This window comes from Rothia sp. HMSC071F11, assembly GCF_001809115.1.
GTDB classification, from domain to species: domain Bacteria; phylum Actinomycetota; class Actinomycetes; order Actinomycetales; family Micrococcaceae; genus Rothia; species Rothia dentocariosa.
Map to the genome: position 1 here is coordinate 18,857 of NZ_KV795760.1, position 311 is coordinate 19,167.

1 pseudogene is annotated in these 311 nt (G+C 63.3%); it reads right to left on the reverse strand.

From position 1 onward, the window contains the following. A pseudogene (locus tag HMPREF2554_RS11440) lies at positions 1–311 on the reverse strand (type II secretion protein F); the annotation flags it as partial.

A 311-nucleotide genomic window follows, 5' to 3' on the forward strand; every position in this document is an offset into this window, starting at 1 on the left:
GGCCGAGTTCGCGGATGCGCTCCCGGCTGTGTGCCCGCCGCGCGCTAAGGGCGCCCAGGGTTGTTCCCGCCGCGAAACCAAGCTGTTCTTCACGGGCCAAAGTGTCTAATAGCTCGTCAATATCGTCTTGGGTTTGTCGGTATGCCCGCTCGCGTCTGCTGCCCGTCAGCCGGTGCAGCGCCCGGCGAAAGAGCGAGGACTTTTCGGGTTCGTTCCCATCAGCGTTCCCCGTTTCCCGACTCTGTGCTGCGAAACCGTGAACCGTAAAGCCGTCAGCGCCAGGCGGATGCCGGGTACGGTTTTCAGCCGTT